This is a genomic window from Janthinobacterium breve (assembly GCF_051380895.1).
Taxonomy (GTDB): domain Bacteria; phylum Pseudomonadota; class Gammaproteobacteria; order Burkholderiales; family Burkholderiaceae_D; genus Janthinobacterium.
The window spans coordinates 13,594-40,247 of the sequence record NZ_JBNYXY010000015.1 but is presented as its reverse complement, the minus strand read 5'-3'; the positions used below and the strand labels follow the sequence as shown (position 1 = coordinate 40,247).

The following is a 26,654-nucleotide window of genomic DNA, read 5'->3' as shown; positions in this document are numbered from 1 at the left end:
ATGTCCCGATTATTTGGTGATCTGGTTGTTGCGCAGGGTGACGGCGGCAGCCGTCAGCACGCGGCCATTGAGCAGGGTCGTGTTGTCGCCTACCGTGATGGCGGCAGACTGGCCCAGGATATTGCCCTTGAAGACGCTGTTGGCGGCCAAGGTGGTGGGGCCGACAGGCAGCCAGCTGACGTTGTCGGCCGTGGCGCCATTGTTCAGGGCGACGATGGAATTGACGGTCGAATCCAGGGTCAATGCCGTGCGGAAGATGTACACGCCGGGACCGTTTAGTGTCAGGGTGCCCGTAATGCTGATGGCGCCTGCATAGCAATACACGCCGGGACCAAAGGTCTGGCCGCCCAGATCGATGCCGCCGGCAAAGCTGACGTCGCAGGTCCGGCTATTGCCATCGGTGATCGCCGCTTGCAAATCCGTCATGGCGCCGGCCAGGATGGCGCCCGACTTGTAGTTGGTAAAACCGGCCGCCTGCGTCGGATCGGTGGTCTGCGATGGCGCGCCCACGTCGCCCGTGATCAGGGTGGTGCCGCCCGAATTGTTCGTGATCGAGGTGCCGGCCAGCACGCCGAACGGTGCCGCGCGGCCCAGGATGATCGAGTTGAATACGGGCGGGATGGCCACTGCCGTGACAGTCAGCAGCGCGCTGCCCGACTGGCCGCCGGCCGTGGCGGTGATGTTGCTGGTGCCGGTGGCGATGCCGGTGGCGACGCCCGTGTTCAGCACGCTAGCGGTGGCAACGGTGCCCGAAGTCCAGCTGGCGCCGGCCGTGACGATGGCGTTCGAATTGTTCGAATACGTTGCGGTGGCAACGAATTGCTGCTGAGCACCGACAGCGATGCTGGCGGTAGCCGGCGTGACGGCGATGCTGACCAGGGCGAGGGCAGGCACGGTGACGGTGGTGCTGGCCGTCTTGCCGTTGAAGCTGGCGCTCATGACGCTGTTACCAAAGGCAACGCCGGTGACCAGGCCACCGCTGGCAACGGTGGCGAACGCGGGCGTGGCCGCAAGGAAGCTGCTGCTGGCCGTGACATTCACGGTGCTGCCATCCGAATACGTGGCAAGGACGGCCAGCTGGCGCGTCGCGGCGACGGGGATGACAGGGTTTTGCGGCGTGACGGCAATCGACAGCAAGGTCGCTGGCGTGACGGTCAGCACGGCGCTGGCGCTCTTGCCGCCGAACGCGGCAGCAATGTTCGAGGTGCCGGCAGCGATGCCGCTGCTCATGCCCGTGGCGGCATTGACGGTCGCGCTGGCCGGCGTGGCCGACGTCCAGGCCGCCTTGGCGCTGACGTCTTGCGCGGAACCGTCGCTATACGTGGCGATGGCCGTGAATTGCTGGCCGGCACCGATGGCGACCGTCGCCGTGGCTGGCGTGACGGCCAGGCTGGACAGGGTGGCGCCCGGCAAGCCGAGGATGGGATCGCGTCCCTGGTCGCCGCCGCCGCAACCGGCCAGGGCGGCCATGGCCAGCAAACCTGCCGCGACGAGCAGCGGGTTCAGATATCGTTTGAAGAGGTTCATGTGTTTCCTTTGTGCATGGCAGTCACTGCCGGGCATCCGCGGATGAGGTCATCCAGCAGAGCCATGCCGCCCATCGCTACTGGGCGATGGCGTCACTGGCATGCACTATTTCATTTAGGAAACTGGAGGTATGTGCGCTGGCGCGCTTAGCTTCCCCACATAGGGAAATACCTTGAAAGAAGAGGAATTCGGCCTGGAAAACAACAGGTGTGGCGCAGGTGGACGTAAAAAAGCCGGCGCAGGGCCGGCTTCGATAGGGCTGGGGGCGCTGCTTATTCTTCGCGCACCCACGTCTGCGAGCGGCCAAACATCGGCACGCCGATATAGCCGCGCACTTGCAGCTTGCTGCCGCCTTCCGTCAGTTCGGCCTTGCTCTTGTAGGTCTTGCCATTGGCCGGGTCCGTGATTTCGCCGCCCGTCCATTCCTTGCCGTCATATTTCAGGCCGGACAGGATCACCAGGCCGATGATGGGCTGGTCCTTGTTGGCGCCCGTGCACTTGTCGCACTTGGGGTTTTGATCTTCATTCGGGCCGCGGAACAGCTTGTCGATCTTGCCTTGCAAGACGCCGTTGTTTTCCGTGATGACGACGAGCGATTTCGGCTTGCCGGTGGCGTCGTCGATGGTTTTCCACGTGCCCACTGGGGTGTGATTGTCGTCGCGCGCGCTGGCGCTGCCGGCGATGGCCAGGGCGGCCACCATGATGCTTGCTGTGACGCTTGCTTTGAATAGTGTATGCATCGCTAGTCTCCTATGGTTTTTTTGATCGGGTCACGAACAGTTTATATACCAAGGCAAGACCAGCAGTGCTGCGCGGCGTCACGGATGACGCCGCGCAATCCTTCCAAACTTGCCTTATGCGCTGGCTAGTTTAGCAAACTGTTCGCGCAGTTTTTCAATTGTCGCCGAAAAACTGAGCAAGCGCTCGTTTTCTTGTGCAACGATGGCAGCCGGGGCGCGCGCGACAAAGCTTTCATTGCCTAATTTGCCATTTACTTTGGCAATTTCAGCTTCGATGCGGGCGATTTCCTTGCCCAGGCGTTCGCGTTCGGCCGCCACGTCGATTTCCACTTTCAGCATCAGCTTGGTGGTGCCGACGATGGCGACGGCCGCAGGCGAGTCCGGCAACGCATCGACGATCTGCACTTCGGCCAGCTTGCCCAGCGACTGGATGTAGGGTGCGTACGAAGCCAGCGCGGCCTTTTCCGTTGCATTGCCCGCTTCGACGATCAGCGGCACGCGCACGGAAGGAGAAATTTGCATTTCGCCGCGCAGGTTGCGCGTGGCATCCGTCAAGGCTTTCAACTGCTGCATCCACGCTTCGGCCGACTCGTCGATCTTGTCGGTGTTGGCGATCGGGTACGGCTGCATCATGATGGAATCACCCTCTGGCTTGAGCGTCTTGCCAGCCAATGGGGCCACGGTTTGCCACAGGGCTTCCGTGACGAACGGGATGATCGGATGGGCCAGGCGCAGCACCACTTCCAGCACGCGCAGCAGGGTGTGGCGGGTGGCGCGCTGCTGGCCTTCCGTGCCCTGTTGCACTTGGACTTTCGCGACTTCCAGGTACCAGTCGCAATACTCGTCCCAGACGAATTTGTAGATGGTGGCGGCGATGTTGTCGAAACGGAAATCTTCGAAGCCCTTGGCCACGTCCAGTTCCGCCTTTTGCAGCAGGGAAATGATCCACTTGTCCGCTTGCGACAGGTCGGCCTCGTTCGGGGTGCAGTCCTTGCCTTCCGTATTCATCATGACGAAACGGGTGGCGTTCCACATCTTGTTGCAGAAGTTGCGGTAGCCTTCGCAGCGGCCCAGGTCGAAATTGATGTTGCGGCCCAGCGATGCATAGCTGGCCATGGTGAAGCGCACGGCATCCGTGCCGTAGGCCGAAATGCCTTCCGGGAATTCCTTGCGCGTTGCCTTGGTGATCTTTTCCGCGTCGCGCGGATTCATCAGGCCCGTGGTGCGCTTGACGATCAAGCCTTCCAGGTCGATGCCGTCGATCAGGTCGATAGGGTCCAGCGTGTTGCCCTTCGACTTGGACATTTTCTGTCCTGTCGAATCGCGCACCAGGCCGTGCACGTAGACGGTTTCAAACGGCACCTTGCCCGTGAAGTGCGCCGTCATCATGACCATGCGCGCGACCCAGAAGAAGATGATGTCGAAACCTGTCACCAGCACGGACGACGGCAGGAAAGCCTTCATGTCCGGCGTTTCTTCAGGCCAACCCATGGTCGAGAACGGCACGAGAGCCGACGAGAACCACGTGTCGAGCACGTCGTCGTCGCGTTTCAACGGGCCCGTGCTGCCGGCGGCCAGGGCCTTGGCTTGCGCTTCAGCTTCCGTCTTGGCAACAAAAATATTGCCCTTGTCGTCATACCAGGCCGGGATTTGATGGCCCCACCACAGCTGGCGCGAGATGCACCAGTCCTGGATGTTGTTGAGCCACTGGTTGTAGGTGGTGCTCCAGTTTTCCGGCACGAACTTGATTTCGCCATTGGCGACCTTGTCCAGCGCCGTTTCCGCGATCGATTTGCCTGGGAAGAAGGTGCCTTCCGGGGCCGGTTTGCTCATGGCGACAAACCACTGGTCCGTCAGCATCGGCTCGATGACGACGCCCGTGCGGTCGCCGCGAGGCACCATCAGTTTATGCGGCTTGACCTGCTCCAGCAAGCCTTGCGCATCGAGGTCGGCGACGATCTGCTTGCGCGCGGCGAAGCGGTCCAGGCCGCGATACGCTTCCGGCGCGTCGTCGGTAATCTTCGCGTCCAGCGTCAGGATGACGATCTGCGCCAGTTTGTGGCGCTGGCCCACGGCGTAATCGTTCATGTCGTGCGCTGGGGTAATTTTGACGCAGCCCGTGCCGAATTCCTTGTCGACGTATTCGTCGGCGATGATGGGAATTTCGCGGTCGGTCAGCGGCAGTTTCAGCATCTTGCCCACCAGTGGCAGGTAGCGCTCGTCCGTCGGATCGACGGCCACGGCCACGTCGCCCAGCATGGTTTCAGGACGCGTGGTGGCCACCGTCAGGAAACCGCTGCCATCGACCAGCGGGTACTTGATGTACCACATGGAGCCGTCTTCTTCTTCGGACACCACTTCCAGGTCCGAGACAGCCGTGCCCAGCACGGGGTCCCAGTTGACCAGGCGCTTGCCCCGGTAGATCAGGCCTTGCTCGAACAGGCGCACGAAGACGTCGGTGACGACTTTCGAGCGTGGCTCGTCCATCGTGAAGTATTCGCGCTGCCAGTCGGCCGAGGCGCCCAGGCGACGCATTTGCCCGGTGATGATGGAACCGGATTTTTCTTTCCATTCCCACACTTTTTCCACGAATTTCTCGCGGCCCAGGTCATGGCGCGAAATCTTTTGCGCGTCCAACTGGCGTTGCACGACGATTTGCGTGGCGATGCCCGCGTGGTCGGTGCCGGGAATCCAGGCCGTGTTGTGGCCCAGCATGCGGTGGTAGCGGGTCAGGCCATCCATGATGGTCTGGTTGAACGCATGGCCCATGTGCAGGGTGCCGGTGACGTTCGGCGGCGGCAACTGGATGCTGAAGGAAGGTTTTCCCGCATCGAGGGTGGCGGTAAAGTAACCGCGCTGTTCCCACTCGGTGCGCCAGAATTGTTCAATGTCGGCGGGCTCGAAAGACTTGGCTAATTCCATGATTTGGCGTGTGATTGGCAAAAGGAACCATTATAGATGACGCGGCATCGCCTGCAGCGTGGCATGCGGCCTTTTTCAGTGTTTTGGCGGCTTTGCGGGCCGTTTTCCCGCAACAGAACGGGGAGTAAAACGCTGCCGATGTTATAATGCTGGCCTCGGCGCCTCCTGCCCCATCTTTGCGGACGGCGCCAGCAGACGCAGTTGCATCTACTTCATGCCAGCTCCCGTCCGCGTCACAAGGCCAGTGCATCTGCGATGCCAGCCATCTCAGAGCGTCCCCTTCGGGCAGGGCGCCTGAGCCACGCGCACCGCCAGCGGTGCACCATTCACGGCGGACTACCGCGCGCCCTCGTCTTGACCGGCCGCGCCGCCACAGCTTAGCCAGGAATGTTGTTATCTGGCCCGTCGTCTTTCGATACGGCACGTCCCGCAGCGCCTGACCGCCTGTGGCTGTGCCATGGCCGCGCGCTTTCCCGGTTTGGCTTTTACAAGGAAACCAGCATGAAAACAATCTCGATCACCGTCGGCCTTGTGTCGACCATCGCCGCCCTGGGCGCCCCGCCTGCCGCCCACGCCCAGTCGTCCGTCGATGTGTATGGCTTGATGGACGCGGCCCTGGTGCAGGAACGCGGCATCAGCAAGCTCACCAGTGGCGTGTCGGCCGGCTCGCGCCTGGGCCTGCGCGGCACGGAGTCGTTGGGCGATGGCTGGCAAGCCGTGTTCACGCTGGAAGCAGGCTTGTTGAGCGATACGGGCCGCTCCGACCAGGCAGGCCAGTTGTTCGGCCGCCAGGCCTTTGTCGGCCTGAGCAGCCCGCTGGGCATGCTGACCGTGGGCCGCCAGTACAACCTGCAAAGCCAGGCGCTGACGGACGTGGCCGACCCGTTCGAGGGCGGCATGGCCGGTGCGTCGACCAACCTGGCCGGCTATTCGGCCACGCGCATCGACAATACCGTGCGCTACACCTCGCCGGAATGGCGCGGCGTGACGGGCACCGTCATGGTCGGCGCTGGCGAACACACGGGGATTGCGGCAGATCAACGTTCGCTGGGCCTGGCCCTGGGCTATGTCAACGGTCCCCTGACCCTGCGCCTGGCACGCCAGAGCCGGGGCGGCGAATTCGGCAAGGCCGACGTCAACAACACCATTCTGGCCGGCAACTACAACTTCGGCGTGGCCACCGCGTTTGCCGGTTATGGCCGCAACACGGGCGACGGCAGCAGCATGTTCTTTGCGGAAAACCCGTATGGCGCAGCGCAGGCGCCGGCCCAGTCGAGCGACAGCCGCGACGCCATCGTCGGCGTGTCCGTGCCGCTGGGCGCGACCACCTTGCTGGCCTCTTTCATCCACAAGGATGACCGCGACGCGGCCAACCGCGACGCGCAGCAGCTGGCCATTGGCGCCACGTACGCCTTGTCGACGCGCAGCAAGGTGTATCTGGCCTACGCGCATATCCGCAACCGCAACGATGCCGCCTATATGGTGGGCAATGCCACGGAGGTGGGCAGCGGCAACCGCGCGCTGAACATCGGCTTGCGTCACGCGTTTTAAGCAGCGGCCAGCATGCTGCCTTCGTGCAGCAGCGCTTCGAAGGCGGTGGCGGTCAGCGGGCGGCTGAACAGGTAGCCCTGCATCTGGTCGCAGCCGTGCTGGCGCAGGAAGGCCAGTTGCTGCGCCGTTTCCACGCCCTCCGCGATGACTTTCAGGCGCAGACTGTGCGCCAGCGAAATGATGGCGCGCACGATGGCCGCATCGTCGTCGCTGTGCGTGATGTCGCTGACGAAGGTCTTGTCGATTTTTAGTACGTCGATGGGGAAGTGGCGCAGGTAGGCCAGGCTGGAATAGCCGGTGCCGAAGTCGTCGATGGACAGTTGCACGCCCAGTCCCTTCAGCTTGCTCATGATGGCCGTGGCTTGCTCCACGTTATGCATGACCATGCTTTCCGTCAATTCCAGTTCCAGATGGGCGGCATCGAGGCCGGTCTCGGCCAGTGCCTGCGCCACCGCGTGCAGCAGATTCCTTTGCTTGAATTGCCGCGCCGACAAGTTGACGGCCAGGCGCAGCGGGCCATGGCCGGCCAGTTGCCAGGCGTGTGCCTGTGCGCACGCCGTGCGCAGGGCCCAGTCGCCGATGGCGATGATCAAGCCCATTTCCTCGGCCAGGCCGATAAAGCTGGCAGGCGGAATGCGCCCCAGTTGCGGATGTTGCCAGCGCAACAGCGCTTCCATGCCCACCACCGCGCCGCTGGCCAGATCCAGCTGGGGCTGGTATTCGAGATGGAACTGTCCGCGCTCCAGGGCGTGGCGCAACTCGCTTTCCAGTCCCAGCCGCTCCAGGGTACCCTCATTCATGCTGGATGCATAAAATTGCCACTGGCCCCGTCCCTGCTCCTTGGCGCGGTACATGGCGATGTCGGCATGCTTGATCAAGGTGTCGGCATTCTGGCCGTCGTCGGGATACACGGCCACACCCATGCAGCAGCTGAGAATGAATTCATACTCGCCCAGTTGCAGCGGCTGTGCTACGGCGTCCAGGATGCGCTGCAGGATGGCGGCACCCGGTTCGCCAGTGCCATGCTGGGGCAACAGCAGCACGAATTCGTCGCCGCCCAGGCGCGCCACCGTGTCGACTTCGCGCGTGGCGTCGCGCAGGCGCCTGGCCACGTTTTTCAGCACCTGGTCGCCGGCGTCGTGGCCCAGGGTATCGTTGACGAATTTAAAACGGTCGAGGTCGATGAATACCACCCACAGGGGCAGGTCGCTGCGGCGCGTCACGGCCATCGCCTGCTCCAGCCGTTCTCGCAGTAGTGCCCGGTTGGCCAGGCCTGTGAGGATATCGTGCCTGGCCTGGAATTCCATCTCCTGTTCGAAGCGCATGACGGTACTGATGTCGTATTGCGCTACGACAAAGTGGCTGACGGGGCCATCGCCATCTTCGCGCACGGGCGCGACGAACAGTTCGCTCCAGTAGCAACTGCCATCCTTGCGGAAATTGCGTACGATGGCCTTGCCTTCGCGCTGTTCGCGCAGGGCGGCTGTAATCTCATGCATGTCTTGCCGCCCTTGCTCGGGACCCTGCAAGTCTTCCAGGCGCTGGCCTATGACTTCGCCGGCCGCATAGCCGGTGATGCGCTCGAAGGCGGGGTTGACGTATTCGATCAGGAAGCCCGGCGCATCGGCGCTGCACAGAATGACGGCATTGGCCGACACTTCGATGATGCGTTCGCGCAAACGCAGCGACTTTTCATTGTGCATGCGCGCGGCGATGTCTTCGGACAGGCGCAAGTTGGCAAACTGCAGCGCCGCCGTGCGTTCGCCCGTGATGCGGGCAATCACCGAATTGCGCGACACCAGCTGAAACACATACGCCGTTGCCAGCAGACTCGACAGTAATCCGCCCAGCAGCACGTACAGGGAACCGCGATGGTTGGCGTCCAGGCTCATGCCGCTGGCCGGCAGCAGGGCCGCTCCCGGCGCGTGAGCGCTGGCGTAGTACTGCAGCAGCCGCCGGGTACTTTCCGACTCGATCTGGCGCGCCGAGGCGTAGCACAGGGCCGTCAGGCACAGCCCGACCGCCAGCGTGATCAGGGCCGAGGTGGAAACGGAAATGGAAATGCGTTTGAAGAATGATTGCATGATGGCGTCCGGTAGGCAGCGCCGGTGCCGATCCATGATCCGGCAGTCCTGGCAGTGACTGACTGTAGGGCCCGGGGCACGTGGCTGTCCGTTCGCTGGCGAACAGACAACCAGACCCGCAAGAAATATAGTCGCATCATTGTGCAAACGCCGTGTTAGGCTCCAGCATATGGCGGCCCTCGTTCGGACGTCTTTCATTTATCTCCTAGCTGACGACTGGAAACCAGGAATCCTGCCCATGTCGAGTCCGCATGCCCAGCTACACAACCCGAATTAAAATCATTTGCTCGCCGCCATGCTCGACGCCGATTTCGCGCGCCTGGCCCCCCATCTGGAGCAAGTCTCCATGCTGCTGGGCGACGTAATCTACGACTCGGGCGACAAGCTGCAGCATGTGTACTTTCCCACCACCGCCATCGTTTCTCTGCATTACCTGCTGGAAAACGGCGGTTCGTCGGAAATTGCCGGCGTGGGCAATGAGGGCGTGGTGGGCGTGTCGCTGTTTATGGGCGGCAACTCGACCCCCAGCCGCGCCGTGGTGCAGACGGGCGGTGTCGGCTATCGCCTGAAGGCGCACTTGCTGATGGAAGAATTCGACCGCGCCGGCCCCGTCATGCGCTTGCTGCTGCGCTATACGCAAGCCTTGATCACGCAAATGTCGCAGACGGCCGTGTGCAACCGCCACCATACGGTGGAACAGCAGCTGTGCCGCTGGCTGCTGCTGACCATGGATCGCTTGCCGGGCCGCGAACTGACCATGACCCAGGAATTGATCGCCAATATGCTGGGCGTGCGCCGCGAAGGCGTGACGGAAGCGGCCGGGCGCTTGCAGGCGCGCGGCTTCATCAGTTACCGGCGCGGCCATATTTCCGTGCTGGACCGCGCCGGGCTCGAAGGCCATGTGTGCGAATGCTATGGCGTGGTGAAGAAGGAATTCACGCGCCTGCTATCGGACGTGCGCCAGCGTCAGGGTTCCTAATACCGCATTTCCCTTTTTATCGTTGTCATTGCCCAGGCTCATCATGCAATCTGTCGAAAACACTCCCCCGCGCGCACCCTCGCGCTGGCCCATGGCGCTGGCATTTTCGTTCAGCGCCGTCGTGCTGCTGGCCGTCGGCGTGCTGGCCTGGCGCGCGCCGTTCGAGACGGCATGCGCCATTGACGCGCTGGCCTTCCTGCTGCTGATGCTGCTGGTGGCACTGTACCGACGCACGGTGGCGGCCAGCCTGCCACGCCAACTGCTCAAGGCGGGCGCCTTGCAGGATGCGATCTTCAACAGCGCCAATTTCTCCTGCATCGCCACCGATGCCCAGGGCGTGATCCAGATTTTCAATGTGGGCGCCGAACGCATGCTCGGCTATGAAGCCAGCGACGTGGTCGACAAGCTGACGCCGGCCGGTATTTCCGACGCGCAAGAAATTATCGCGCGCGCCGCCGCCCTCAGTGCTGAACTCGACACTGTCATCACGCCCGGCGTCGAAGCGCTGGTGTTCAAGGCTATGCGCGGCATCGAAGACATTTATGAGCTGACTTATATCCGCAAGGATGGTAGCCGCTTCCCCGCCATCGTCTCCGTGACGGCCCTGCGCGACGCGCAGAGCAAGGTCATCGGCTACTTGCTGATCGGCACCGATAACACGGCGCGCAAGCAGGTCGAGGCGGAACAGGCGCTGCTGGACCAGCGCTTGCGCGACCAGCAGTTTTATACGCGCTCGCTGATCGAATCGAATATCGATGCCTTGATGACGACGGACCCGCGCGGCATCATCAGCGACGTCAATCAGCAGATGGAAGCGTTGACGGGCTGCACCCGCGACGAGCTGATCGGCGCGCCATGCAAAAATTACTTTACGGAACCGGAACGGGCCGAGGAAGCCATCGTGCGCGTGTTGCGTGAAGGAAAATTGACCAATTACGAGCTGACAGCCCTGGCGCGTGACGGCAAGCAGACTTTTGTTTCCTACAACGCCTCGACCTTCCACGACCGCGACCGCAAGCTGCAGGGCGTGTTTGCCGCCGCGCGCGATGTCACGGAGCGCAAGCAATTTGAACAGGCCTTGCAGGACACGAATATCGAGATGGAAAAAGCCCGCGAGGCGGCGGAAAAGGCCAACCTGGCGAAGTCCGAATTCCTGTCGAGCATGAGCCATGAATTGCGCACGCCCTTGAACGCCGTGCTGGGCTTTGCCCAGTTGATGGCATCCGAGACGCCGGCGCCCAGCTTGCCGCAGCAGCGCTCGATCGACCAGATCCTCAAGGGCGGCTGGTATCTGTTGCGTTTGATTAATGAAATCCTCGACCTGGCCATGATCGAATCGGGCAAGGTCACCATGTCGGAAGAGGCGATGTCCTTGCTCGACGTGCTGCAGGATTGCCAGGCGATGATCGCGCCACAGGCGGAAAAACGCGGCATCAGCATGCATTTCCCCCGCTGCGGCAAGGCCTTTTATGTGCATGCCGACCGCACGCGCGTAAAACAGGTGATGATCAATCTGCTGTCGAACGCCATCAAATACAACCAGAGCGGCGGCAGCGTGAAGGTCGATTGCCGCCAGCACGGCGACAAGGTGCGCACCAGCGTCACCGACACCGGCGCCGGCCTGGATGCCGAGCAGATGGCGCAGCTGTTCCAGCCTTTCAACCGCCTGGGCCAGGAAAGCAGCACGGAAGAGGGCACGGGCATCGGCCTGGTCGTCACCAAGCAGCTGGTCGAACTAATGGGCGGCCAGATTGGCGTCGACAGCACGGTGGGCCTGGGCACTACCTTCTGGGTGGAATTCAAAGCCTCGCGCGCGCCGGAACTGCACCTGGAAGAGGGTGGAGTGCTGCCCGTGGTGCAGGAAGACCAGGAAAGCCAGCGCACCTTGCTGTACGTGGAAGACAATCCGGCCAACCTGGCACTGGTGGAGCAATTGATCGCCCGTCGCAGCGATTTGAAACTGCTGACCGCCATCGATGCGCACCTGGGCATCGATCTGGCGCGCACGTATCAGCCGGACGTGATCTTGATGGATATCAACCTGCCCGGCATCAGCGGCTACGGCGCGCTGCACATCCTGCACGACGATCCGCTGACCAGTCATATTCCCGTCATGGCGCTGTCGGCCAATGCAGTGCCGCGCGACATAGAAAAAGGGTTGGAGGCGGGCTTCTTCCGCTACCTGACCAAGCCGATCAAGGTCGTCGAATTCATGGAGGCGCTCGACGTGGCCCTGCACCATGCGGCCGCGCATGGCCTGGCCGACGACACTCACGCAGTACGCTAATTCAGCACTTCATTTTAGGAATACCGCCATGCTTCAAGCCACCGAGATCCTGAACGCCAGCATCCTCATCGTTGACGACCAGGAGGCCAACGTCATGCTGCTGGAACAGATGCTGCGCAATGCCGGCTACACCCGCATTACGTCCACCATGGACCCGCAAGCCGTGCACGCGCTGCACCAGCAGCACCGCTACGACCTGATCCTGCTCGACTTGCAGATGCCGGAAATGGATGGCTTCGAAGTCATGGAAGGCTTGCGCGACATCGAGGCGGGCAGCTATCTGCCCGTGCTGGTGATCACGGCCCAGCCCGGCCACAAGCTGCGCGCGCTGCAGGCGGGCGCCAAGGATTTCGTCAGCAAGCCCTTCGACCTGGTGGAAGTGAAGACGCGCATCCACAACATGCTGGAAGTGCGTTTGCTGTACCAGAAGCTGGCCGAATACAACAAGTCGCTGGAACAGATGGTGGAAGAGCGCACGGCGGAGTTGCGCGAAAGCGAAGCGCGCTTCCAGCGCTTCACGGAGCTGTCGTCCGACTGGTACTGGGAACAGGATGCGCAGGGCAATCTGACGCGCTTTTCCGGCCCCGTGGCCGAAATGCTGGGCATCGGCAGCGAAGAACAGCCGCAACGCTGGAACGCGGCCGAGCGCGCCTCGCTCGACGCAAAAATTGCCGCGCGCGAACCCTTCCTCGACTTCATCTACAGCCGCGCCAACCTCGATGGCAGCACGCAGTACCTGCAAGTCAGCGGCGAACCGATGTTCGACAATGGCAGCCGCTTCATCGGCTACCGCGGCATCGGCCTCGATGTCACGGAGCGCCATCGAAGCGCCTGATTTATACTTGTTGCTATCGATATCGACAAGGAAAGCACCATGGCAGACAAATCACCACCCCACTACTGGTTCCCCGCCAAGACCTATGGCTGGGGCTGGGGCTTGCCCATCACCTGGCAGGGCTGGCTGGTGTTTCTGGCCGCGCTGGCGCTGTTCGCCTGCGGCGCCTTCCTGTTTCCCCCTCAAACCATGCTGGTCGGCTACATCGTGTATGAAGTGGCCGTCGTTGCCGTGCTCATTTTCATCTGCCAGCTGAAGGGCGAACCGACCAGCTGGCGCTGGGGCAAGAAGAAATAAGCGTGCTGGCATCTGCTGCATTGCAGCAGATGCACATAGACGACAAACCAAGAAATCATCTGGCCACGCGGCGCGAACCGCGTATAATTGGCTCGCTGCCGCAAGGCGGCAAACGCTAGGGGTCCTGCCTTTCGCTGTGGAAACACAGTGCAAGCGCGGGTGAGAAATACCCTCCGAACCTGATCTGGATAATGCCAGCGAAGGGAAGCTTTAGGATGAACGCACCACGCTTTTCCGCGTGCGCGCAGCCGAACCTCCTTAGCTGGCTCCAGGCTTAAAAATAGTCTAGCCAAGGAGCCAAAATGAACGCCAACCCGAAATTCCTCTCCGCCACCGCCACGGTCGACGAAGCCGCCATCGCGCCGCTGCCCAATTCGCGCAAGATTTACGTCGAAGGCAGCCGCCCCGACATCCGCGTGCCCATGCGCCAGATCAGCCAGTCCGACACGGAAGCGTCGTTCGGCGGCGAAAAGAATCCACCGATCTACGTCTACGACACGTCCGGGCCCTACACGGACCCGGACGTGAACATCGACATCCGCTCGGGCCTCGATACGCCGCGCCTGCCGTGGATCCTGGAGCGGGCCGACACGGAAGAATTGCCCGGCCCCACCTCCGACTACGGCATCGCCCGCCTAGCGGACCCGAAACTGGCCGAGCTGCGCTTCAACCTGCACCGCAAGCCGCGCCGCGCCATTGCCGGCAAGAATGTGACGCAAATGCACTATGCGCGCCAGGGCATCATCACGCCGGAAATGGAGTTCGTCGCCATCCGCGAAAACATGCGTCGCCAGGAATACTTGCGCGAGCTCAAGGCTTCCGGTCCCATGGGCGAACGCCTGGCCGAACTGATGGGTCGCCAGCACCCGGGTCAGTCGTTTGGCGCCAGCATCCCGGCCGAAATCACGCCTGAATTCGTGCGCGAGGAAATCGCCCGCGGCCGCGCCATTATTCCCGCCAACATCAACCACCCGGAAGTCGAACCGATGATTATCGGCCGCAATTTTCTGGTGAAAATCAACGCGAACATCGGCAACTCGGCCGTCACCTCGTCGATTGGCGAGGAAGTGGAAAAGATGACCTGGGCCATCCGCTGGGGCGGCGACAATGTGATGGACTTGTCCACCGGCAAGCACATCCATGAAACGCGCGAATGGATCGTGCGCAACAGCCCCGTGCCCATCGGCACCGTGCCCATTTACCAGGCGCTGGAAAAGGTCAATGGCAAGGCGGAAGATCTGACGTGGGAAATCTTCCGCGACACCCTGATCGAACAGGCCGAGCAGGGCGTCGATTACTTCACCATCCACGCGGGCGTGCTGCTGCGCTACGTGCCAATGACGGCCAAGCGCCTGACCGGCATCGTCTCGCGCGGCGGTTCCATCATGGCGAAATGGTGTCTGGCGCACCACCAGGAATCGTTCCTGTACACGCATTTCGAAGATATCTGCGACATCATGAAGGCGTATGACGTCTCGTTCTCGCTGGGCGACGGCTTGCGCCCCGGCTCCATCTACGACGCCAACGACGAAGCGCAACTGGGCGAACTGAAAACCCTGGGCGAACTGACGCAAGTTGCCTGGAAGCACGACGTGCAAGTGATGATCGAGGGCCCGGGCCACGTGCCCATGCAGCTGATCAAGGAAAACATGGACTTGCAGCTGGAGCAGTGCGGCGAAGCGCCGTTCTACACGCTGGGGCCGTTGACCACCGACATCGCGCCCGGCTACGACCACATCACGTCCGGCATTGGCGCGGCCATGATCGGCTGGTATGGCACGGCCATGCTGTGCTACGTGACGCCGAAGGAACACCTGGGCCTGCCCAACAAGGCCGACGTCAAGGACGGCATCATCACGTATAAAATCGCGGCGCACGCGGCCGACCTGGCGAAGGGCCATCCGGGCGCGCAAATCCGCGACAATGCCCTGTCGAAAGCGCGCTTCGAATTCCGCTGGGACGACCAGTTCAACATCGGCCTGGACCCGGACAAGGCGCGCGAATTCCACGATGAAACTTTGCCCAAGGATTCGGCCAAGGTGGCGCATTTCTGCTCCATGTGCGGCCCGCATTTCTGCTCGATGAAGATCACGCAGGAAGTGCGCGAATACGCGGCCGGCATGGGCATCGCGGAAGACAAGGCGCTCAAGCAGGGCATGGAAATCAAGGCCATCGAGTTCATCAAGAACGGCGCCGAGCTGTACCGCAAGGTCTGAAGGAGAGCGTGATGCCTGCATTGATATCCATCACGCTCAACGGCGCGCCGCATCAGGTGCCGCCGGGGCAAACCCTGGATCAACTGATTGCCGCGCTGTCGCTGGAAAACCAGGCGCTGGCGCTGGCCGTCAACCGCAACGTCGTTCCGCGCAAGGCGTGGCCTGGACAGGTCTTGCAGGTGCAAGACCAAGTGGAAATCGTCCGCGCCATCGGCGGCGGCTAGACTAAGGAAAAAGCAATGACAAGTAATAACAATGACGACCTGCTGACCATCGCAGGCAAACAGTACCAATCGCGCTTGCTGGTGGGCAGCGGCAAGTACAAGGACTTGCCGCAGACGCGCGAAGCGACGGACGCTGCGGAAGCGCAAATCATCACGGTGGCGATACGCCGCGTGAATATCGGGCAAGACCCTAACGCGCCCAGCCTGCTCGATTTCGTGCCGCCCGACCAGTACACGATTTTGCCGAACACAGCCGGCTGCTACAACGCGAAGGATGCCGTCTACACCTTGCAACTGGCGCGGGAACTCTTGGGTGGACGCAATCTGGTGAAACTGGAAGTGCTGGGCGATGAAAAGACCCTGTTTCCGCATATGCCGGAAACGCTGATCGCCGCCGAAGCGCTGGTCAAGGATGGCTTTGACGTGATGGTCTATTGCAGCGACGACCCCATCCAGGCAAAGATTCTGGAAGATATTGGCTGCGTGGCCGTCATGCCGCTGGCATCCCTGATCGGTTCGGGCATGGGCATCTTGAATCCGTGGAATTTGTCGCTGATCATAGACCAGGCGAAAGTGCCCGTGCTCGTCGATGCAGGCGTGGGTACGGCGTCCGATGCGGCGATTGCCATGGAGCTTGGCTGCGATGGCGTGCTGATGAACACGGCCATTGCCGGCGCGCGCGACCCCGTGCGCATGGCGCATGCGATGAAGCTGGCCGTGCGGGCCGGACGCGAAGCGTTTCTGGCGGGACGCATGCCCCGTAAATTCGCCGCTTCGCCGTCGTCGCCGATGGCGGGCCGCCTGGCGTGATGGTGCAACAGCGTCTGCCGTGTCGTCCGGTTGTGCTGGTGTTTGCCGGCCTCGACCCGTCGGGCGGCGCCGGCCTGGCCGCCGATATCGTGGCCATTGCGGCGCAGGGCGCGCATGCGCTGCCCGTGATCACGGCGCTGACGGTGCAGGACAACGACCGCGTGTTTGCTGTCGAACCGGTGGCGCCGGAATTGCTGCGCCGCCAGGCGCAGGCGCTGATCGACAAGATGGTGATCAGCGCCGTGAAAATCGGCATCCCGGGCAGCGCCGCGAATGCGGCCGCAATTGCGCAACTGATCGCGCAATTGCGGCTGGCCCGGCCGGATTTACCTGTCGTGCTCGACCCCGTGCTGGCCAGCGGCCATGGCGACGTGCTCAGCACGGGTGATGCCGTGCTGGTGCTGGCGCCCTTGCTGCCGCTGACGACCGTGATCGTGCCGAACGGCCCCGAAGCGCTGGCTCTCGGTGGCGAAGGACACTTGCGCGCGCAAGGCTGCAAGAACGTGCTGGTGACGGGCGGGCATGGCGACGGTGAGGAAGTGCTCAACCGTTGGCTTGATGCTGGAGGCGGGGAGCAGACATGGCGCTGGCCACGCCTGCCCGGCGCCTTCCACGGCAGCGGCTGTACGTTAGCCTCCGCCATCGCGGCGCGTATGGCATTGGGCCAGCCGCTGGCGGAAGCGCTTGCGCTGGCGCAAAGCTATTGCCATGCGGCCCTGGCCGGCGCGTATGCGATTGCGCCAGGTCAGCTGATACCGCAACGATTCAATGACTAAGGAAAACATCATGCGTGGACTGTATCTGGTCACCCCCGACTGGGATGACACCGACCGCCTGCTCGACGTGAGCGAGCAAGCCTTGCAGGAAGGCGTGGCCCTGCTGCAATATCGCCACAAGAGCGCCGAGGCGGACCAACGGCGCGAGCAGGCGGGCGCCTTGCTGGCCCTGGCCCGCAAGTATGGCGTGCCCTTCATCATCAACGATTTTATCGAGCTGTGCGAAGAGCTCGACGCCGATGGCGTGCATGTGGGCGGTACGGACGCTTCCGTGGCGCAGGTGCGCGCGCGCCTGGGGGCAGGCAAGATCGTCGGCGCTTCCTGTTATGGCGATATGGCCCTGGCACGGACGGCCGAGGCCGGCGGCGCCAGCTATGTGGCCTTCGGCGGTTTTTACCCTTCGCTGGTGAAAAAGTACCCGGTGACGACGCCCCTCGATATCGTGCTGCAAGCCAAACGCGAGATCAGCTTGCCGTGCGTGGTGATCGGCGGCATGACGCCCGAGAACGCGGCGCCGCTGATCGCGCGTGGCGCCGACATGGTGGCGGCCATCAGCAGCGTATTTGGCAACGTATTGAGCAAGGTCTCCCAGGCGGACGATGTGACTATTGCAGTGCAGCAATTTAATCAAATGTTTGTGGCGTGAGCATGGGCACGGGGGGCTGATTTGGGCGAATAATCGGCATATAATAAGAGCATCATTCATTACCGAGGTTCCTTTACCCATGAGTCAGCCAGCCGCCGCGAAACGCCTTATCCTGATCGTTGACGATGACCAGCTCCTGTTGGAGTTCCTCGGCGAAGTCCTGCGCCATGCCGGCTACGAGACGGCCCTGGCCAATTCGGCCGAAGTGGCGCTGCAAATGGTCGCCCAGCGCGAGCCGGACCTGGCCTTGCTCGACATCCACATGCCGGGCATGTCCGGCCTGGAACTTGCCAAGCGCCTGCATGGCGAGACGGGCGTGCCGTTCATGTTCCTGTCCGGCAGTGGCGACAGCGAATCGGGCAAGCAGGCGGCCGCCTACGGCGCCGTCGGCTACGTGGTGAAACCCGTCGATGAAGGCCGCTTGATGCCCGCCTTCGAAGCGGGCCTGGCGCGCGCCGATGAAATCCGCCAGCTGCGTCGCACCGAGCTGAACCTGAACGCGGCGCTGGCCGCCGGCCGCGAAACGAGTTTGGCCGTGGGTTTGCTGATGGGCAAGTTCCAGACGGACCGCAACACGGCCTTCGAAGTGCTGCGCGACCATGCCCGCTCCAGCCGCCGCAAGATCAATGAGATCGCCAGCCAGCTGCTGCTGGCCGAGGAAACCCTGAATGGCCTGCATGGCGCATTCCTGAACAGGGCAAAAACCAAGTAAACCGCTTGCGCCGGTGTGGCACACCGGTGCGTGCCTTGTTATCATGGACAGATGCTGGCGCCTATTGCAGGCAATGCGCGCCATATCCCATAACTGACAGGACACACATGAAAACCAAAGCAGCGATTGCATGGAAGGCGGGCGCACCTTTGAGCGTCGAAGAAGTCGACCTGGCCGGCCCGCGCGAGGGCGAGGTACTGGTCGAGATCAAGGCCACGGGCATTTGCCACACCGATTACTACACCCTGTCGGGCGCCGACCCGGAAGGCATCTTCCCGGCTATCCTGGGCCATGAAGGCGCCGGCATCGTCGTCGACGTGGGCCCGGGCGTGAAAAGCCTGAAAAAGGATGACCACGTCATTCCCCTGTACACGCCGGAATGCCGCCAGTGCAAGTTCTGCCTGTCGCAGAAAACCAATCTGTGCCAGTCGATCCGCTCCACGCAGGGCCGCGGCCTGATGCCGGACGCGACCTCGCGCTTTTCCATCGACGGCAAGCCCATTTTCCACTACATGGGCACGTCCACCTTCTCGAATTACATCGTCGTGCCGGAAATCGCCCTGGCCAAGATTCGCGAAGACGCGCCATTCGACAAGGTTTGCTACATCGGTTGCGGCGTGACGACGGGCGTGGGCGCCGTGCTGTTTACTGCCAAGGTCGAGGCGGGCGCCAACGTGGTGGTGTTCGGCCTGGGCGGCATCGGCCTGAACGTGATCCAGGCGGCGAAGATGGTCGGCGCCGATAAAATCATCGGCGTGGACATCAACCCGGCGCGCCAGGCCATCGCGCGCAAGTTCGGCATGACGCATTTCGTCAACGCCAACGAGGTGGAAAACGTGGTCGACACCATCGTGCAACTGACGGACGGCGGCGCCGACTACAGTTTTGAATGTATCGGCAATACCACCACCATGCGCCAATCGCTCGAGTGCTGCCACAAGGGCTGGGGCCAGTCCATCATCATCGGCGTGGCGGCAGCCGGCCAGGAAATCTCCACCCGTCCATTCCAGCTGGTGACGGGGCGCGTGTGGAAAGGTTCCGCTTTCGGCGGCGCGCGCGGTCGCACGGACGTGCCGAAGATCGTCGACTGGTACATGGAAGGCAAGCTCAATATCGATGATTTGATCACGCACCGTTTGAAACTCGAAGATATCAACCAGGGTTTCGACTTGATGAAGAGCGGTGAATCGATCCGCTCCGTCGTGCTGTACTGATGTCAGATACGCCGTATCACGGCGTTTTTGCGGAGGCTGCGGCCTCCGTTTTTTTTGCCGCCGCGTTTGCCATCCATCGGGCATGGCTGTCGCCTGACCCTTCATCCCGGCAATTCATCGCACGGCGCTGGCGGTGCCGGCCGCCAGCGCTTATCGTGATTCTCGTCGCTGTACCACAGCGGCTTTACGGAGGCCCCTGGCCTCCTTTTTTTACCCGTGCTTTGCCATTCATCGCGCAAGCCTGCCGTCCAGGCGCGCCTTTTTGCAGCCTGTCGCACCGCGCTGGAGCCGCCCGCCGTGCCTGGTTAGAGTAGACGCTCCAACCATACACACGAGGCAGCCATGTCCACTTCCCACCGTTTGATCCTCAGCCTGGCCGGTATCCTGCTTGGCGGCAGTGCGCTGGCCGTGCAGCCACCCGAGCCGCCAGCGCCACCTGCGCCGCCCGCGCCGCCCAGCAAACAAATCAGTATTTCCATGGGCAGCAGCGATGGTTATGCGCTCGTCGACAGCAGCAAGGACAGCGTCACCATGGCCGGCACCGATGTCGATGGCCAGCAGATCAAGCAGTTGCAGCACTCGCTCAAGGGGCAGTTCCTGTGGTTCCGCGACCAGGGCAAGAACTATGTGATGCAGGATGCCGCGCTGCTGGCCCGCGTGCGCGACGCCTGGAAACCGTCGCAGCAACTGGGGCAGGAAATGAGCGGCCTGGGCAAGCAGATGAGCGAGCATGGCAAGGCGATGGGCGAACTGGGCAGCAAGATGGGTGCCCATGGCCAGGCGCAGGCGAATGGCGGCACGCGCGATGCGGAGCAGTTGCAAACGCTGGGCCGCCAGCAGCAGGAACTGGGCCGCAAGCTGGGCGAGGCGGCGCGGCGCCAGGCGCAGGCTGGCACGGAGACGGCGCGCCGCGCGGCAGTGCGCGACGTGGCGCGTTTGCAGCAGCAGATGGAAGATGCGCAGGACGCCATGGAAGAGGTCAACGACCGCATTACTGCCAAGCAAGAGGTCGAAGCGGCCAAGGCGGACGCGCTGTCGCGCCAGATGGATCAACGCGGCAAGCCGATGGAAACCCTGGGCAAGCAAATGGAAGTGCTGGGACGCCAGCAGGAAAAGGCATCGAAAGCGGCCGACAAGACCACGCGCCAGGTGATCGCCCAGGCGCTCAGCGAAGGCAAGGCAAAGCTGGTGCGCTGAGTCAGCGGGCCAGTGGCTTGCGCATCAGGCAGCGCAGCGCCGGGTCGTGCCCGTCCTGCGCTTCGTGCGCCAGCTTGAGCGCGTGACCCGTGCCCAGCGCCGCGGCCTCGATTTCGCTGAAACCGTGGCGCGCATAGTAGAGCGCGTTCCATGACAGGTGGCGATACGTGCTCAATGTCAGGCAGGCGCAGCCCAGCGCCTGGGCATGGGCCGCCGCCGCGTCGAGCAGGCGCGCGCCCAGGCCCTGCCGTTGATGCGGCAGTGCAACGGACAATTCCACGATAAACCACTGGCCGTCGAGTGGCTGGGCAGCCAGGAAACCCGATGGCCTGTCCTGGTCATCGGCGGCTACCCAAACACCGCCATGCTGCTGCAGCGTCTGCAAGGTGCTCAGTGGCAAGGGTTCTCCTTGCGCCAGCCACGCCAGTCCGGGGCCGGCCTGGGCAAACAGGGCCGCGGCGCTAAGCTCGACCTGGGCCAGCAGGGGCAGGTCGGCGCTGGTGGCTGCACGAATGGCGTAACTCACGGCGTGTTCCACACGGCGGCCACGGCGCGGTATTGCGCCGGCAACTGCTGCCTGGCCTCGTCCACGCTGGCATACACCTCATCTTGCAGCGTTTCCCAGTGCGCATCGCAGCTGAAACGGTAGACGCGCGCCTCGTCGCCGTAGCGGCAGACGGCCAGGCCGTGGACGGCGATGGGGCCGGCGTCATCGTCGGCGGCGACGTGGCCGAAGGGCAGGTCGGACCAGGCCCAGGCCAGTACGCGGGCGCCGTCGAGGTGAGTGGGTGGTGTCATGGGATACAGGCCGCTGTGTCGGGACGCCGATTGTAGCGCGCACATGGAAAACTGGCGCGACCGCTGGACAAATGCACAGTATTTTTAGCCATGCCGGTATAATCACCGGATGCAAAATCTTCTTCACAACCTCAATCCCGAACAATTGGCTGCCGTCACCTTGCCGGCCCAGCATGCGCTGATCCTGGCTGGCGCCGGTTCGGGCAAGACCCGCGTGCTGACCACCCGCATCGCGTGGCTGATCCAGACCCAGCAGGTATCGCCGCCCGGCATCCTGGCCGTGACCTTCACGAATAAAGCCGCCAAGGAAATGCTCACGCGCCTGTCGGCCATGCTGCCGATCAACACGCGCGGCATGTGGATAGGCACCTTCCACGGCCTGTGCAACCGCTTGCTGCGCACGCACTACCGCGACGCCGCCTTGCCGCAGACCTTCCAGATCCTCGATTCGCAGGATCAGTTGTCGGTGATCAAGCGCTTGTTGAAGGCAAATAACATTGACGATGAAAAATTCCCGCCGAAGACGGTGATGTATTTCATCAACAACGCCAAGGACCAGGGCTTGCGCGCCACGGACGTGGAAGCGTACGACGCGCACGAGCGCAAGATGGTCGAGCTGTACCAGATCTACGACGACCAGTGCCAGCGCGAAGGCGTGGTCGATTTTGCCGAATTGCTGCTGCGCACGTACGAATTGTTGAGTCGCAACCAGCCGCTGCGCGAGCACTACCAGGCGCGCTTCCGCCACATTCTGGTCGACGAGTTCCAGGATACGAACAACCTGCAATATAACTGGCTCAAGTTGCTGGCCGGCCACGGCAGCCGCGATTGCGGCGCCCTGTTCGCCGTAGGCGACGACGACCAGAGCATTTACGCCTTCCGTGGCGCCAACGTGGGCAATATGAGCGCCTTCGAGCACGAGTTTCAGGTCAAGAACTTGATCAAGCTGGAGCAGAACTACCGCTCGCACGGTCACATTCTCGACAGCGCTAACGTGTTGATCGCGAACAATAGCAAGCGCCTGGGCAAGAATCTGCGCACGGACGCGGGCCATGGCGAGCAGGTGCGCGTGTACGAAGCCAGTTCCGACTTGCAGGAAGCGCAGTGGATCATCGAAGAGGCGAAAAGCCTGATCGCCGATGGCGCCTCGCGCAGTGAAATCGCCATTTTGTACCGCTCGAATGCGCAGTCGCGCGTGATCGAGCATGCGCTGTTTTCAGCCAGCATTCCCTATCACGTGTATGGTGGCCAGCGCTACTTCCAGCGCGCCGAGGTCAAGCACGCGATTGCTTATTTGCAATTGATGGACAATCCGCACAACGATTCGGCGTTCTTGCGCGTGGTCAATTTCCCCACACGGGGCATCGGCATGCGCTCGATCGAGCAATTGCAGGCCGCGTCGGAACAGTACGGCATCTCGCTGTATGCGTCCGTGCCCTATGTGGCGGGCAAGGCGGGCAGTGTGCTGGCCGGCTTCGTCAAGCTGATCGAAGGCGTGCGTTTCGAAACGCAGCAATTGTCGTTGCCGGAAATGGTCAGAGTGGTGCTGGAAGCGAGTACCTTGCTGCAGCATTATCAGAATGAAAAGGAAGGCGCCGACCGCATCGAAAATCTGGAACAGATGGTCAGCGCGGCCAGCCAGTTCGTTTCCGAAGAAGGTTTCGGCCAGGCAGCACCGGCCCATCTGGGGCCGGCCGCCCAGGCGCAGTCGGGCGCGCCCGTGGTGAACCAGGATGGCATCGAGATCCTGGATGCCGATGCGCCGTTGCCGGCCGTGATGTCGCCCCTGTCGGCGTTTTTATCGCACGCGTCGCTGGAAGCGGGCGACAACCAGGCGCAGGCGGGCCAGGATGCGCTGCAGATGATGACGGTGCACTCGGCCAAGGGTCTGGAATTCGACAACGTGTTCATCACTGGCCTGGAAGAGGGCCTGTTCCCGCACGAAAGCAGCTCGAAGGAAGACAACGGCGTGGAAGAGGAACGCCGGCTGATGTACGTGGCCATCACGCGCGCGCGCAAGCGGCTATATATGAGCTTTTCTCAGACGCGCATGCTGCATGGCCAGACGCGCTACAACATGAAGTCGCGTTTCTTCGATGAATTGCCGGAAGAAGCGCTGAAATGGCTGTCGCCGAAGGTGCAGGCGAACTGGTTTGGCAACCGCAAGTCGGCCTGGGACGAGGCGCCGCGCCTGGCCAGCCTGGGTTCGGACAATGCGATTGCGCAAAAGATCGCGCAAAAAGCCACGGGCGGCGGCTGGCGCATCGGTGAATCGGTGGCGCACGCCAAGTTCGGCGAAGGCGTGATCGTCAATATCGAAGGCGGTGGCGGCAATGCGCGCGCGCAGATCAATTTTGGCCAGCACGGCATGAAGGTGCTCGATCTTGGCATCGCCAAATTGGAACGCCTGGGCCGCTAAGTTAGCTGAGGAATGCCGGGGTCAGACCCGCCTGGGGGAATGCCTTCCAATGGAAGGCATTCCAATCCGTCAGGACTGACCCCAGTTTTTTTGCTGGTGGGATTACTGCTTGTCCAGCGACACCGTCTTGCTCTCATCGACGGGTACGCCGAAGATCTGGCGGTAGGCGGCGTAGAACGAGCAATGCATGATGATGGTGAGTAGCATCGACAGCGGCATCATCACCTGCATCATCAGCGGCGTGCGGCCAAAGATGACGGCCAGCAACTGGCTGGTGACGACGCTGATGGCGAACCAGGTGGCGGCGAAGACGATGAAGGCCGACAGCGAGCGCCAGACGGCGAAAAAGCTGAAGAACAGCGACTTGCCCAGGCCGGTTTTTCGCCAGTAGATCAGCGGCGCCGCAAAGCAGAAGGCCATGGCGGCCGGCACATACAGCACGATGGCCAGGAGGATGCCCAGGCCCAGACGCGATTCGGGGATGGCAGTGCGCGCCGCTTCTTCCGACAGTTGCCCGGTGACCAGTTGCCACAGCAAGCCGTCGTCCACCAGGGTCGAGGCGCCGATGGCAACGATGGCCATCAGGATGTACAGCACGCCCAGGCCCAGCAGGGATGGAAACGCCGGCTTGCGGAAGCCCGAGATCAACAGGCTGGGCATGACGCGCTTGCCCTGGTCGATATTCAGGCAGCCTTGCACGAAGGCCACGGAAAACACGGGGACCAGGATGACAGGCAGCAATTGGCCGAGCAGGGGCACGATGCTGACGGCCAGCATGCAGAACATATAGCCGAGAAACAGCATCGACATGCCGCCAGGTTGCTTGCGAAACAGGGAGAAGCCTTGTTTCACCCATTGCCAACCTGTACTTGCAGGTAATTTTTCCATGTTTAAAACAGTTCCGGAGCAGGTGTGGCGATACGTTCGCGCAGAATGCGTTCGAAATGCGCCGGATCGTGCGGGGTCAGCATTTCCGCTTCGCGCGGCTGGTAATAATCGTACAGGCGTGACAGCCAGAAGCGCAGCGCGGCAGCGCGCAGCATCGCTTGCCATGCCGACTGTTCTTCATGCGTGAACGGGCGCACGGCCCGGTAGGCGTCGAGCAGGGCGCGCACGCGCACCGTGTCGAGCACGCCCGTGGCCAGGTCCACGCACCAATCGTTGACGGTGACGGCGACATCGAACAGCCAGGTTTCGCAGCCGGCAAAGTAAAAGTCGAAAAAGCCCGTCAGTTGCTCGCCGTCAAACATGACATTGTTGCGGAACAAGTCGGCATGCACGGGACCGCGCGGGATGGCTTTATACGTATCGCAGGCAGCAAAGGCGTCCTGGAAATGGATTTCCGCGCGCAGCAGATGCGCCCTGGCATCATCGAGGTGGTGCAAGACCAGCGGCGTGGTGGCGTTCCACCACTGCAGGCCCCGCAGATTCGGCTGCTGCAGGGGGAAATCGCGCCCCGCCAGGTGCATCTTCGCCAGCATGGCGCCGACAGCTGCGCAATGCACGGCTTGCGGCGCCATCTGCGAGCTGCCGTCGAGTTTGCTGACGATGGCGGCCGGCTTGCCTTGCAAGGCCGTCACCAGTTCGCCATCGGCATTGGCGATCGGCGCGGGCACCAAGACGCCCCGGTCCGCCAAATGACGCATCAGTTGCAGATAAAACGGCAATTGCTCGAAGCTGAGATTCTCAAAGATCGTCAGCACATACTCGCCACGCTCCGTGCTCAGGAAGAAGTTGCTGTTTTCGATGCCGGACGCGATGCCCTTGAGCGCCAGAGGTTTGCCGAGTGGAAACTGCGTGATCCACTGGCCGATATCGTCCAGGTGTAGCGCGGTAAAAACTGCCATGGGAAAGAGAGGAATGGTCTAAAAGGTCAAAAAAAGCCGGCTGCCCAGCAGGTGGCCGGGGCAGGGCAGAGGAGAGTGGCTGCTTACTTCGCTGCTGCGGGCGGTGCTGGCGCATCCGCTGCCTCTTCATCGCGTTGTTTCTGTTTCTTCTTGCCCAGGTCGAATTCCAGCACTTTCCATTGCGGGCCGCGCAGGGCGTTGCCGTTGGCCTGGTCGGCGCCGGCGGCTGGCTTCATGTAATAGGTGCTGCCGCCCGTGGTGACTTTCACCTCGGACGTCACGCCCGCTTCGCGTTTCTCGGTAATCTGCTGCTTGGCGGCGGCCGGTGCCACGGTGATGGGCGCTTCGCCCATTTCCTCGATGCGTTCGAGTTGTGGCGGCGCTTCGCTCGGTTTGGCCGGCGTCTGGGCGCTGGCAATGGCCGAAGCTGCCAGCAGGGGCAGGGCGAGGAATGTCCAGAGTGTCGATGTACGCATCATGATAGGTTCGCTTCCATGTGTGGGACTGCAGCGCATGCAGTGGTGTATTGCCGTCAATTTATCTATAAGGCATTGTAACAAACTGGTAGGCAAT

23 protein-coding genes and 1 riboswitch are annotated in these 26,654 nt (G+C 62.3%); of the genes, 14 read left to right on the top strand and 9 right to left on the bottom strand.

What is annotated here, in order from left to right; all coding sequences use genetic code 11:
* Positions 1-9: 9 nt before the first annotated feature.
* The 3 genes from ACQ4W0_RS26910 to ACQ4W0_RS26900 all read right to left on the bottom strand — a co-directional run bounded on the left by ACQ4W0_RS26910 (position 10) and on the right by ACQ4W0_RS26900 (position 5,189).
* Entirely contained in the window at positions 10-1,527 is a 1,518-nt protein-coding gene (locus tag ACQ4W0_RS26910; RefSeq protein ID WP_436579537.1) for an ice-binding family protein, read from the bottom strand.
* A 272-nt stretch (positions 1,528-1,799) separates the two neighbouring features.
* Positions 1,800-2,267, bottom strand: coding sequence for a DUF2147 domain-containing protein (locus tag ACQ4W0_RS26905; protein ID WP_436579536.1), 468 nt, complete (start codon positions 2,265-2,267; stop codon positions 1,800-1,802).
* A 114-nt stretch (positions 2,268-2,381) separates the two neighbouring features.
* Positions 2,382-5,189 (bottom strand): valine--tRNA ligase, encoded by a 2,808-nt coding sequence (locus tag ACQ4W0_RS26900; protein ID WP_436579535.1) that lies wholly within the window; start codon positions 5,187-5,189, stop codon positions 2,382-2,384.
* Between the two features lie 501 nt (positions 5,190-5,690).
* Here ACQ4W0_RS26900 and ACQ4W0_RS26895 point away from each other — a divergent pair.
* A complete protein-coding gene (locus ACQ4W0_RS26895) occupies positions 5,691-6,740 on the top strand; it encodes a porin (RefSeq protein WP_436579534.1) in 1,050 nt (349 codons plus the stop codon).
* On the opposite strand, the gene ACQ4W0_RS26890 is transcribed toward ACQ4W0_RS26895, so the two are convergent.
* A complete protein-coding gene (locus ACQ4W0_RS26890) occupies positions 6,737-8,824 on the bottom strand; it encodes a putative bifunctional diguanylate cyclase/phosphodiesterase (RefSeq protein WP_436579533.1) in 2,088 nt (695 codons plus the stop codon). The genes ACQ4W0_RS26895 and ACQ4W0_RS26890 overlap by 4 nt on opposite strands.
* A 295-nt stretch (positions 8,825-9,119) precedes the next feature.
* On the opposite strand from ACQ4W0_RS26890, the gene ACQ4W0_RS26885 reads away from it, so the two are divergent.
* From ACQ4W0_RS26885 to ACQ4W0_RS26830, 12 genes are all read left to right on the top strand, one after another.
* Entirely contained in the window at positions 9,120-9,803 is a 684-nt protein-coding gene (locus ACQ4W0_RS26885; RefSeq protein ID WP_436579624.1) for a Crp/Fnr family transcriptional regulator, read from the top strand.
* 43 nt (positions 9,804-9,846) lie between these two features.
* The gene (locus tag ACQ4W0_RS26880) at positions 9,847-12,090 is read left to right on the top strand and encodes a PAS domain S-box protein (protein WP_436579532.1); all 2,244 of its coding nucleotides are present in this window, start codon (positions 9,847-9,849) and stop codon (positions 12,088-12,090) included.
* 28 nt (positions 12,091-12,118) lie between these two features.
* Positions 12,119-12,925 (top strand): response regulator, encoded by an 807-nt coding sequence (locus tag ACQ4W0_RS26875; protein WP_436579531.1) that lies wholly within the window; start codon positions 12,119-12,121, stop codon positions 12,923-12,925.
* A 39-nt stretch (positions 12,926-12,964) separates the two neighbouring features.
* Positions 12,965-13,222, top strand: a complete 258-nt coding sequence (locus ACQ4W0_RS26870) for a hypothetical protein (protein ID WP_436579530.1) — start codon at positions 12,965-12,967, stop codon at positions 13,220-13,222.
* Between the two features lie 107 nt (positions 13,223-13,329).
* Positions 13,330-13,445: riboswitch (TPP riboswitch) on the top strand.
* Between the two features lie 79 nt (positions 13,446-13,524).
* Complete coding sequence (gene thiC / locus ACQ4W0_RS26865; RefSeq protein ID WP_436579529.1) at positions 13,525-15,438, top strand: phosphomethylpyrimidine synthase ThiC; 1,914 nt, start codon at positions 13,525-13,527, stop codon at positions 15,436-15,438.
* 20 nt (positions 15,439-15,458) lie between these two features.
* Positions 15,459-15,662 (top strand): sulfur carrier protein ThiS, encoded by a 204-nt coding sequence (gene thiS / locus ACQ4W0_RS26860; protein ID WP_071079564.1) that lies wholly within the window; start codon positions 15,459-15,461, stop codon positions 15,660-15,662.
* 15 nt (positions 15,663-15,677) lie between these two features.
* Complete coding sequence (locus tag ACQ4W0_RS26855; protein ID WP_436579528.1) at positions 15,678-16,472, top strand: thiazole synthase; 795 nt, start codon at positions 15,678-15,680, stop codon at positions 16,470-16,472.
* Positions 16,472-17,248 (top strand): bifunctional hydroxymethylpyrimidine kinase/phosphomethylpyrimidine kinase, encoded by a 777-nt coding sequence (gene thiD, locus ACQ4W0_RS26850; protein ID WP_436579623.1) that lies wholly within the window; start codon positions 16,472-16,474, stop codon positions 17,246-17,248. Before ACQ4W0_RS26855 ends, thiD begins: the two co-directional genes overlap by 1 nt.
* A 10-nt stretch (positions 17,249-17,258) precedes the next feature.
* Positions 17,259-17,894, top strand: a complete 636-nt coding sequence (gene thiE, locus ACQ4W0_RS26845; RefSeq protein ID WP_436579527.1) for a thiamine phosphate synthase — start codon at positions 17,259-17,261, stop codon at positions 17,892-17,894.
* A 79-nt stretch (positions 17,895-17,973) separates the two neighbouring features.
* Complete coding sequence (locus ACQ4W0_RS26840) at positions 17,974-18,606, top strand: ANTAR domain-containing response regulator (protein ID WP_071079471.1); 633 nt, start codon at positions 17,974-17,976, stop codon at positions 18,604-18,606.
* 107 nt (positions 18,607-18,713) lie between these two features.
* The gene (locus ACQ4W0_RS26835) at positions 18,714-19,820 is read left to right on the top strand and encodes an S-(hydroxymethyl)glutathione dehydrogenase/class III alcohol dehydrogenase (RefSeq protein ID WP_436579526.1); all 1,107 of its coding nucleotides are present in this window, start codon (positions 18,714-18,716) and stop codon (positions 19,818-19,820) included.
* Positions 19,821-20,162: 342 nt separating this feature from the next.
* The gene (locus tag ACQ4W0_RS26830; RefSeq protein WP_436579525.1) at positions 20,163-21,017 is read left to right on the top strand and encodes a hypothetical protein; all 855 of its coding nucleotides are present in this window, start codon (positions 20,163-20,165) and stop codon (positions 21,015-21,017) included.
* Between the two features lies 1 nt (position 21,018).
* On the opposite strand, the gene ACQ4W0_RS26825 is transcribed toward ACQ4W0_RS26830, so the two are convergent.
* Complete coding sequence (locus ACQ4W0_RS26825; protein ID WP_436579524.1) at positions 21,019-21,543, bottom strand: GNAT family N-acetyltransferase; 525 nt, start codon at positions 21,541-21,543, stop codon at positions 21,019-21,021.
* On the bottom strand, positions 21,540-21,815 hold the full coding sequence (locus ACQ4W0_RS26820) for a hypothetical protein (protein WP_436579523.1): 276 nt from the start codon (positions 21,813-21,815) through the stop codon (positions 21,540-21,542). The genes ACQ4W0_RS26825 and ACQ4W0_RS26820 overlap by 4 nt, the downstream gene beginning before the upstream one ends.
* A 109-nt stretch (positions 21,816-21,924) precedes the next feature.
* Between ACQ4W0_RS26820 and ACQ4W0_RS26815 the strand changes: the two genes are divergently transcribed.
* The gene (locus ACQ4W0_RS26815) at positions 21,925-24,234 is read left to right on the top strand and encodes a UvrD-helicase domain-containing protein (RefSeq protein WP_436579522.1); all 2,310 of its coding nucleotides are present in this window, start codon (positions 21,925-21,927) and stop codon (positions 24,232-24,234) included.
* 102 nt (positions 24,235-24,336) lie between these two features.
* Here ACQ4W0_RS26815 and ACQ4W0_RS26810 read toward each other — a convergent pair whose 3' ends face one another.
* The 3 genes from ACQ4W0_RS26810 to ACQ4W0_RS26800 all read right to left on the bottom strand — a co-directional run bounded on the left by ACQ4W0_RS26810 (position 24,337) and on the right by ACQ4W0_RS26800 (position 26,560).
* A complete protein-coding gene (locus ACQ4W0_RS26810; protein ID WP_436579521.1) occupies positions 24,337-25,122 on the bottom strand; it encodes a BPSS1780 family membrane protein in 786 nt (261 codons plus the stop codon).
* Positions 25,123-25,124: 2 nt separating this feature from the next.
* Complete coding sequence (locus ACQ4W0_RS26805) at positions 25,125-26,081, bottom strand: homoserine kinase (protein ID WP_436579520.1); 957 nt, start codon at positions 26,079-26,081, stop codon at positions 25,125-25,127.
* A gap of 83 nt (positions 26,082-26,164) precedes the next feature.
* Positions 26,165-26,560 carry a hypothetical protein gene (locus ACQ4W0_RS26800; protein ID WP_436579519.1) on the bottom strand — a complete coding sequence of 132 codons (396 nt, stop codon included), beginning with the start codon at positions 26,558-26,560 and terminating at the stop codon, positions 26,165-26,167.
* Between the last annotated feature and the right edge of the window lie 94 nt (positions 26,561-26,654).

Coding starts and splice junctions, on each gene's coding strand:
- ACQ4W0_RS26910 (WP_436579537.1), bottom strand. CDS start 1,527: ATGAACCTCTTCAAACGATATCTGAACCCGCTGCTCGTCGCGGCAGGT.
- ACQ4W0_RS26905 (WP_436579536.1), bottom strand. CDS start 2,267: ATGCATACACTATTCAAAGCAAGCGTCACAGCAAGCATCATGGTGGCC.
- ACQ4W0_RS26900 (WP_436579535.1), bottom strand. CDS start 5,189: ATGGAATTAGCCAAGTCTTTCGAGCCCGCCGACATTGAACAATTCTGG.
- ACQ4W0_RS26895 (WP_436579534.1), top strand. CDS start 5,691: ATGAAAACAATCTCGATCACCGTCGGCCTTGTGTCGACCATCGCCGCC.
- ACQ4W0_RS26890 (WP_436579533.1), bottom strand. CDS start 8,824: ATGCAATCATTCTTCAAACGCATTTCCATTTCCGTTTCCACCTCGGCC.
- ACQ4W0_RS26885 (WP_436579624.1), top strand. CDS start 9,120: ATGCTCGACGCCGATTTCGCGCGCCTGGCCCCCCATCTGGAGCAAGTC.
- ACQ4W0_RS26880 (WP_436579532.1), top strand. CDS start 9,847: ATGCAATCTGTCGAAAACACTCCCCCGCGCGCACCCTCGCGCTGGCCC.
- ACQ4W0_RS26875 (WP_436579531.1), top strand. CDS start 12,119: ATGCTTCAAGCCACCGAGATCCTGAACGCCAGCATCCTCATCGTTGAC.
- ACQ4W0_RS26870 (WP_436579530.1), top strand. CDS start 12,965: ATGGCAGACAAATCACCACCCCACTACTGGTTCCCCGCCAAGACCTAT.
- thiC (WP_436579529.1), top strand. CDS start 13,525: ATGAACGCCAACCCGAAATTCCTCTCCGCCACCGCCACGGTCGACGAA.
- ACQ4W0_RS26855 (WP_436579528.1), top strand. CDS start 15,678: ATGACAAGTAATAACAATGACGACCTGCTGACCATCGCAGGCAAACAG.
- thiD (WP_436579623.1), top strand. CDS start 16,472: ATGGTGCAACAGCGTCTGCCGTGTCGTCCGGTTGTGCTGGTGTTTGCC.
- thiE (WP_436579527.1), top strand. CDS start 17,259: ATGCGTGGACTGTATCTGGTCACCCCCGACTGGGATGACACCGACCGC.
- ACQ4W0_RS26840 (WP_071079471.1), top strand. CDS start 17,974: ATGAGTCAGCCAGCCGCCGCGAAACGCCTTATCCTGATCGTTGACGAT.
- ACQ4W0_RS26835 (WP_436579526.1), top strand. CDS start 18,714: ATGAAAACCAAAGCAGCGATTGCATGGAAGGCGGGCGCACCTTTGAGC.
- ACQ4W0_RS26830 (WP_436579525.1), top strand. CDS start 20,163: ATGTCCACTTCCCACCGTTTGATCCTCAGCCTGGCCGGTATCCTGCTT.
- ACQ4W0_RS26820 (WP_436579523.1), bottom strand. CDS start 21,815: ATGACACCACCCACTCACCTCGACGGCGCCCGCGTACTGGCCTGGGCC.
- ACQ4W0_RS26815 (WP_436579522.1), top strand. CDS start 21,925: ATGCAAAATCTTCTTCACAACCTCAATCCCGAACAATTGGCTGCCGTC.
- ACQ4W0_RS26810 (WP_436579521.1), bottom strand. CDS start 25,122: ATGGAAAAATTACCTGCAAGTACAGGTTGGCAATGGGTGAAACAAGGC.
- ACQ4W0_RS26805 (WP_436579520.1), bottom strand. CDS start 26,081: ATGGCAGTTTTTACCGCGCTACACCTGGACGATATCGGCCAGTGGATC.
- ACQ4W0_RS26800 (WP_436579519.1), bottom strand. CDS start 26,560: ATGATGCGTACATCGACACTCTGGACATTCCTCGCCCTGCCCCTGCTG.